This window comes from Synechococcus sp. CCAP 1479/9 (assembly GCF_019038535.1).
Classification (GTDB): Bacteria; Cyanobacteriota; Cyanobacteriia; order PCC-6307; family Cyanobiaceae; genus Cyanobium.
Window position 1 is genome coordinate 1 of sequence record NZ_JAFKRK010000088.1, and the last position, 722, is coordinate 722.

General features: G+C 69.7%; 1 protein-coding gene. It reads right to left on the minus strand.

Annotated features, from left to right (window positions below):
* On the minus strand, positions 1 to 722 hold a 722-nt coding region (locus KUG38_RS16820), incomplete at both ends, for an acyltransferase family protein (RefSeq protein WP_216923561.1).

Here is a 722-nt window from a genome sequence, read left to right on the forward strand (position 1 = left end):
CATCCCCCACGTCCAGCGCAGCAGCACGATCACCGGCCAGTGCCACAGGTACAGCGAATACGACAGCAGCCCGCACGTCAGCAGCACCCGCTCCAGCCAGCGGCCCGGCAGAAATCTCCCCCCCTCTCCAGGGCCCGCCTGCAGCACCAGCAGCGTCCCCACCACCGCCGGCAGCACCCCAGGCACCGGGAAGCCCTCACGCTCCGACGTCATCACCACCGCCCACAGCAGCAGCGCCGCCCCCGCCAGCCGCGGCCAGCGGCCCTGCAGCCAGCTCGCCCCCAGCAGACCCCGCCGCTGCGCCACCAGCAGCAACGAGCCCACCGTCAGTTCCCACAGCCGACTCGGCATCAGAAAGAACGCCGCCATCGGGGCGCTCTGCGTCCACCACCAGCTCGCCCCCAGCGACAGCACGATCAGCGCCGCCAGCAGCGGCACGCTCCGCCGCACCCCGTAGCCGATCGCCACCATCAGCAGCGGGAACACCAGGTAGAACTGCTGCTCCACGCCCAGCGACCAGGTGTGCAGGAACGGATTCAGGTCCGAATCCGTCGCGAAGTAATCCAGCTGGCCCATCAGGTAGTTGTTCGACCACCCGAACAGCGCCTTGAGGGCGACGATGAAATACGGCCCGCTCTCCAGCGGCGGGATCAGCATCGCCACCCCCAGGCTCGTCACCCCCAGGCACACCAGCAGGTTCGGCAGCAGACGCCGCACACGCC